We start from the raw sequence: 6,000 nt of genomic DNA, 5'->3' as shown, positions 1-6,000 counted from the left end.
CGTCGTTGACAACAGCATCGGAACGCCATTGACCAGGAGTACAGCGGATGCGAAAGCTAGCCCTCCCGGCCGGGCGCGTCTTGAGCTACTGATCTCCACGCCGGGAGTATGCCAGCCGTGGGCCATGTGCTAGGACACATCGCGCGCCGCATCGCCGCGTCGCATTGTGATCCGCCAACTGATCCGCGACACATTTCCGCCAGATGATGTTCGACAGGTGGTCTAGAACTTGGGGCAGGTCGGCAGAGCCTGAACGCACGGATCTGCCGAGGAGCGGATGTTCGGGTTCACCCGAGCCACCGAGCGCGGGGCCGCCGGCCTGCTCCAGACGCCTGGCATCCACACTGAACCTATAGATCACGAAGAGTCTCTGTCGTACTAGTCTTCGAGCCATGGCCTTGCGACCGGACGAGTTCTATGAACACGCAGTCGCCGCTGCGGATAGCGCGCGCCGGCTCCCGCTGGCACGTATGACGGGGTGGGAGATAAGTCCGTTCGAACCGGACGGACTGCGCGTCGCGCCGCTGCGCCCGCCGGTTCTACCCGAGCCGGCGCGGCACGGCGAGGACCCGTCGGACTGCAACACCTGCCGTGACCGGGACGAAGGGATCTGGTTCGACGACCACTGGCGGCTGGCCCGGATCACGGGAGTCGGCGTGCCCCTGGTGCTCATGCTGTATCCGCGCGATCACTACGACATGGCGGACCTGCCCGATGAGCTGGCCGCCGATCTGGGACTGTTAAGCACCCGCATCGTCCGCCATATGCAGGCACTGCCGCACGTCGCGCGGGCCCACGTCTACCGCATCGGGGATGGTGGCGCGCATCTGCACGTCTGGTTCTTCGCCCGACCCGAGGGGCAGGCCCAGCTGTACGGATCGTGGTTGGTGGTCTGGGACGACCTCTTGCCGGAGTACCCGGCGGACGTGGCAGAGGCAGACGCTGCACTCGTGGCAGACGCGTTGGTCGCCTCCTACGGAGGCCGCCGGTCGGCTACCAGCGAACCGCCCGCCGATCCTGGGCGACCGGATCAGGCGGCGAGGGCCCACGAGCCGAGGTGACCGCTGCCGACAACCTGGGCGCCCTGCACCCAGAGTCGCCAGGTGCCGTTGATCCGCTCGGACGCTACGAACCAGGCGTTCCCACATCCGTATCCCCGGGTCAGAAACGTTCAGCCGACTACCGCAAGCGGGTATCGGTTCGACGCACCCTCATGCCGCCGATCGTGCGCGGGGCTTGCCGCTCGGGGGTCAGCGGCGCATGGCCGTGACGAGCTCAGTGGTCATGGCCAACTCGATCTCGCCGCCGTAGGCGGTCAACGTCGCGATCAGTTCGGATGTCAGGTCGTCGCGTGCCTCGGACGGCAGGATCAGGTGCGCCGACGTGGTGTTGACGCGTGCCACGTAATCGGCCACCGACATCCGGTGCGTCCAGTGGTACTGGTGCGTGCGCAGGTCCGTGAAGTATTCGTCCGCTTCCGCGTCAACCTCGGGCCATCCCTCTGGACGTTTCCGGTCGACGATCTTGTCCGGGTCAGTTGAGGGCACCGGCTCCTGGCGAACCGAACGAATCTCGATGCCACGGCGCTCGTAGGCGGCGGTAAACGCGTCCGTGACCCGCGGATCGGCATGGTGGTCCTCGTTCCAGAACAGCGCGATCAGGCCACCACTTCGGACCGCGGCGCCGGCGTCGGCCCAGCGCGTCTTCGGATCAGTCCAGTGCCATGCCTGCGCGCTGATCAGGCCGTCGAAGCCAGCCGTACCGGCCGGCCGTGCCGCCGACCACTCCTCGAACGTGGCCACGTCCACGTGCAGATCCGCATCGCCGGCCAGCTGCGCCAACAGCGTCGCCGCCATCTCCGCGTCCGGCTCCACACAGGTCATGGCCATGCCGCGGGCGGCGAACGCGGCGGTGGCGATGCCGGTGCCGGCGCCGACCTCAAGGACTCGCCGGCCGGGCAACATCGCGACCACGTGGTCAACCAGTTGGTCCGGGTACCGAGGCCGGTACTTGTCATAGTCCGCGGCGGCTGCGCCGAAGCTTCGCGCGCGGACACTGTCGATGCCGGGGGTCTCGGTCATGCCGATCATCCTCACACGGCCGACTCAGCGCGAGATGACCGCATCGATACCTCATGATCACCTGCACGCTCATTCCACAGCCGCAATGTGGGAGCGTCTCGCCGGGCACCTAGACCGAGTCTGGCCGGACATCGATCCTGCACCAAGTCTCTAAGTAGCCGCGATCCGGGCGCGGGTCGGCGCTCACCATGCCAGGAAGAGCCTCCAGCCAGCTTTCATCAGCTGCCTTCAGCAGTCGTTGACCAGGGCGTGTTGCGACGATCCCCAGAATCCGCCTCCTCGGCTGGGACACCCCTGCCCAGCGCTTCGCCGAACTTCACGCCCCAGCGAGCTGACCCAATATCCGCTCAGCCGGGATGAGTACGGTCTAGCTCGCCGCCCGCGGTAATCTGAGCGAGCAGCCTGTCGCCAGCGGCATGCAGCGCCTCCTGCATCGCGGCGCTGCCCGTGTGCCCGGAATCCTCGATAACGATGAGCTCGGCACCGGGCCAGGATCGTGCGAGCTCCCATGCGGTAATCACCGGGCCACCGAGGTCATTGCGTCCGTGGACCAGGACGCTGGGAATGCCGGCCAGCTTGCCCGCCTCCCGGATGAGTACACCGTCTTCGAGGAAGCCGCCGTTGGCGTAGTAATGCGAGCAGATTCGCACGAAGGCGAGCTTGGCGTCGTCCGGCCGGTTGCTGTACTGGCCCGGATTGCCGTTGCTCTCCATCGAGATGACCGCGTCCTCCCAGGCCAGCCACTCGGTGGCAGCCCGCGCGCGGACGTCGGGATCGGGGTTCTCCATGAGCCGGGAGTACGACATCAGGAGATCCTCGATCGGTGGCTCGGTGTCGGTCGGCAGCCGGAAGTGCTCGGTTCCGGCGAACTCGCGGAATCGCGCCCACGCCTCGGGAAACATCCGCCCGACACCCCGGTACAGCCAGTCCAGCTCGGACCGCCGGCACGACGTGATGCTGACCAGCAGCATGCCGGAGACGCGGTCGGGGTGGCGCTGCGCGTACGCCAGCGACAGCGTCACGCCCCACGATCCGCCGAACAGCATCCACTTCTGCACACCGAGGTACTCGCGCAGTTGCTCCATGTCACTGATCAGGTGCTCGGTCGTGTTGAGGCTCATGTTGGCTGCGAGGTCGCTCGCGTGCGGTGTACTCCGTCCGCAATTGCGCTGGTCGAACAGGATGATCCGGTATCTGTCAGGGTTGAAGCCGCGGCGCATGCCCACCGAGCATCCGGAACCTGGGCCGCCGTGTACGACGAGTACGGGCACGCCGGTCGGGTTGCCACACGTCTCCCAGTAGACGAGGTTGCCGTCACCGGTGTCGAGTAGGCCGGTCGCATAGGGCTCGATCGAAGGATGCGTCATATCGTCTCCACGTCCCGTCGTAGGCGACAGACACACCGACCACCGCCAGAGCAGCACCGAGCGTACGTAACGCGCGCACTTCTGTCGCGGAGCGAGCGGTTCTTGACGTCACTGCTAACCGTCGGCTGAGTCCCAGACACGCTCGAACACGTCTCGGGTGATGACGAACTGGCTCCAGTCTTCTTCAGGATCATTTAGGCTCGCCTGCCCGAGGCTGCCGTACTGGTCTTCCTCATGTCCAGGCCCGTAGCGAAGGACCGGACCAGTGTCGTACACCTCGACCTGACGGACCGGCCAACCGTCGTCATCGACCTCGAAGTACCAGACCGAGTGCCCCCAAGCGTCGAACTCGTCACCGCGCGATTCGTCCCAGCGGCGGCGATAGAAGCGGCCGTCGATGGCCGTAAGCGTAGATCCACTACTGTGCGCGCATCTGGCACCCCTCCGTGTCAAGCGCCGGCGAGGAGGGCAGCGCTACTTCGAGCTGGGCGAACCCCTCTGGAGCCTCTCCGCGCCACGGTGACCGGCGGGGCGCATGCCAGGCGCGGTAGCCGTTTCGGCCGCCATTGCCGGCCACCTCCCGCGAGACCGTCGAGACGGCTTTGCCCAGCCTGACCGCGATGGCGGTGAACGACTCGCCAGCACGCAAGCCGAGGCTGATCTCCTCCCGATCAGCCAAAGTCAGACGTCCGGGCCCGGGTTGCCACGAATCCGACCGAACCGGCCGCTTTGAATCGCGGCGCACGACGGTTCGGATGACCTCGTGCGAACAGCCGACCTGCCGGCCGATTTCCCGCAGCGACAAGCCCTTCGCGCTCAACCGTCGGGCCAACTGCCGCTGCTCCACGGTCAGATGAGCGGTCATCAACCTCTCCCTCGACAGATCAACGAGATTCTCGTTGACCCACCAAGACCATTGCGCTGACCGGTTGAACCCGCCCAGATCCGTCTCAGCTGACAGCTGACGGTTGGCCTAGGTTTCGTGCTCGGAAGGTGGCCTGGCGGTGAGTGCGCGCAGCAGGCGGTCATGTTCGGTCTCGGTGCCGATTGCTGCCCGGTCTTGCGGGTGGGCGACGTAGTACCGGATGGCGGCGGCTAGGAAGCCCGCGTGAATTTCGGGAATGTGTACCCACCGTCGGCCGATCGTGAGGCCCCGATGGCGTACCAGCTCGGGCCGGACATAAGTGAGCGGCATGCTGTCGGCCTTCGCCGGCATGGGCACCGGGTAGCCGGGAGCCAGGGCCTCCCACGGCACGATCAGGGTGCCGAACAGGCGGCTGACGACCAGGCCGGCCGGCCGGAGCTGAACACCCTGAAATCGCAACAGCACCAGGGCCGCCACGAGGACGCCGAGGCACCACAGCGACACCGCCGCCGCAAACCAGCCCGGACCGCTGACCCACGAGCTGCGTTCCCTGGCAGCGAGGTTGGCCTCTACCAGGAGCATCGCGAAAGCCCAGTAGACGTCCGCCGAGCTCAGGCCGGTGCCAAACGCAGGCGTCCCGGAATCGACGACGAACGCCTCCGGCCGTCGTCGCCGCGACCACGCACCCCACGCCAGCCCCGCCAGCAGCGCGACGAACGGCACCATCTCCCAGATCCGCCACTCGGCCTGCCCCGATATCAGAAACCATGCGATGGACGCGACGATGGCGGCACCGAGGATCAGGCCTCGGCGCCGGAACGTACCGGCAATGATCGGGGAGCGCACCGCCGCAGCGTACGGTGACCGCCGTGATCACGCTGCCCCGCCGATTGTGCCAAGCATCAGGTGGGACGCGAGCGTCAAGCATCAGCCGGGACAGGACAATCGCCGCGTCGCATTGTGTTCCGACAACAGATCCGCGACACTTGTCCGCCAACTGATGTGCGACGGAGTCCAGCGCTCGGCAGCAGATTGGCCGCCGACGAATGTCCTGTCGATGAGCGGATGCCGGTCGGTGCATTGCCAAACTCTGCGGGTCCACGGCATTACTGAGCTCATGGCGTTGCGGTGCGCCTGAACCTGCGCTCTTCCCCGCTAGACACGCGAGGATGAGCCACTTGCTGGGCGTTGGCCGGCGACAGCGGGTCAGCTTGGCGGTCACTATCGTCTGATGATCTCCACTGAGTACCGGTTCAGCGAGGACCCGGCCGAACTGGACCTGGAATGCATCGTCCGCTGGATCAGCCAGGAGGCGTACTGGGCCAAGGGTCGGGAGCCCTCCGCGATCGAGCGCTCCTTCGCCAACTCCTTTGCGGTCGGCGCGTACGGGCCGAGCGGCCAGGTAGCCGTCGCCCGCATCGTCTCCGACCTGGCCACCTTCGCCTGGCTGTGCGACGTGTTCGTCGACCCCGGGCATCGGGGCCGCGGCCTGGGCACCCGCATCGCACACTGGGCGGTGGAATGGGCTGAGCAGCGGAGCATCCCGCGCATCGTGCTGGCCACGGTGGACGCACACGGGGTGTACGCGAACGCCGGCTTCACCCCGCTAGCCCACCCACAGCGCTGGATGCAGATCGATCGCCGCCCAGAGTTTTAGTTTCTCGCGCATTCACAGTTGTCGAACATG

6 protein-coding genes are annotated in these 6,000 nt (G+C 66.6%); 2 read left to right on the top strand and 4 right to left on the bottom strand.

Going from position 1 to position 6,000, the window contains the following annotated elements; translation table 11 throughout:
- Nucleotides 1-392 precede the first annotated feature (392 nt).
- Nucleotides 393-1,061, top strand: a complete 669-nt coding sequence (locus Pme01_RS23620; RefSeq protein ID WP_168117904.1) for an HIT family protein — start codon at nt 393-395, stop codon at nt 1,059-1,061.
- A gap of 189 nt (nt 1,062-1,250) precedes the next feature.
- Here Pme01_RS23620 and Pme01_RS23615 read toward each other — a convergent pair whose 3' ends face one another.
- From Pme01_RS23615 to Pme01_RS23600, 4 genes are all read right to left on the bottom strand, one after another.
- Nucleotides 1,251-2,081 (bottom strand): class I SAM-dependent methyltransferase, encoded by an 831-nt coding sequence (locus Pme01_RS23615; protein WP_168117903.1) that lies wholly within the window; start codon nt 2,079-2,081, stop codon nt 1,251-1,253.
- 347 nt (nt 2,082-2,428) lie between these two features.
- Nucleotides 2,429-3,448: a prolyl aminopeptidase gene (gene pip / locus Pme01_RS23610; RefSeq protein ID WP_168117915.1), complete on the bottom strand. Its 1,020-nt coding sequence runs from the start codon at nt 3,446-3,448 to the stop codon at nt 2,429-2,431.
- 418 nt (nt 3,449-3,866) lie between these two features.
- Nucleotides 3,867-4,313 (bottom strand): helix-turn-helix domain-containing protein, encoded by a 447-nt coding sequence (locus Pme01_RS23605; RefSeq protein WP_168117902.1) that lies wholly within the window; start codon nt 4,311-4,313, stop codon nt 3,867-3,869.
- 108 nt (nt 4,314-4,421) lie between these two features.
- Entirely contained in the window at nt 4,422-5,159 is a 738-nt protein-coding gene (locus Pme01_RS23600) for a hypothetical protein (protein WP_168117901.1), read from the bottom strand.
- Nucleotides 5,160-5,544: 385 nt separating this feature from the next.
- Here Pme01_RS23600 and Pme01_RS23595 point away from each other — a divergent pair, with 385 nt between their 5' ends.
- On the top strand, nt 5,545-5,970 hold the full coding sequence (locus tag Pme01_RS23595) for a GNAT family N-acetyltransferase (RefSeq protein WP_168117900.1): 426 nt from the start codon (nt 5,545-5,547) through the stop codon (nt 5,968-5,970).
- Nucleotides 5,971-6,000: the final 30 nt, after the last annotated feature.

This window comes from Planosporangium mesophilum (genome assembly GCF_016863255.1).
Taxonomy (GTDB): domain Bacteria; phylum Actinomycetota; class Actinomycetes; order Mycobacteriales; family Micromonosporaceae; genus Planosporangium; species Planosporangium mesophilum.
The sequence above is the reverse complement of the archived record's forward strand: the minus strand, read 5'-3'. Positions and strand labels throughout refer to the sequence as shown.

Bases quoted from the DNA above. Each gene is read 5' to 3' on its own strand.
- Pme01_RS23620 (WP_168117904.1), top strand. From the start codon at position 393: ATGGCCTTGCGACCGGACGAGTTCTATGAACACGCAGTCGCCGCTGCG.
- Pme01_RS23615 (WP_168117903.1), bottom strand. From the start codon at position 2,081: ATGACCGAGACCCCCGGCATCGACAGTGTCCGCGCGCGAAGCTTCGGC.
- pip (WP_168117915.1), bottom strand. From the start codon at position 3,448: ATGACGCATCCTTCGATCGAGCCCTATGCGACCGGCCTACTCGACACC.
- Pme01_RS23605 (WP_168117902.1), bottom strand. From the start codon at position 4,313: ATGACCGCTCATCTGACCGTGGAGCAGCGGCAGTTGGCCCGACGGTTG.
- Pme01_RS23595 (WP_168117900.1), top strand. From the start codon at position 5,545: ATGATCTCCACTGAGTACCGGTTCAGCGAGGACCCGGCCGAACTGGAC.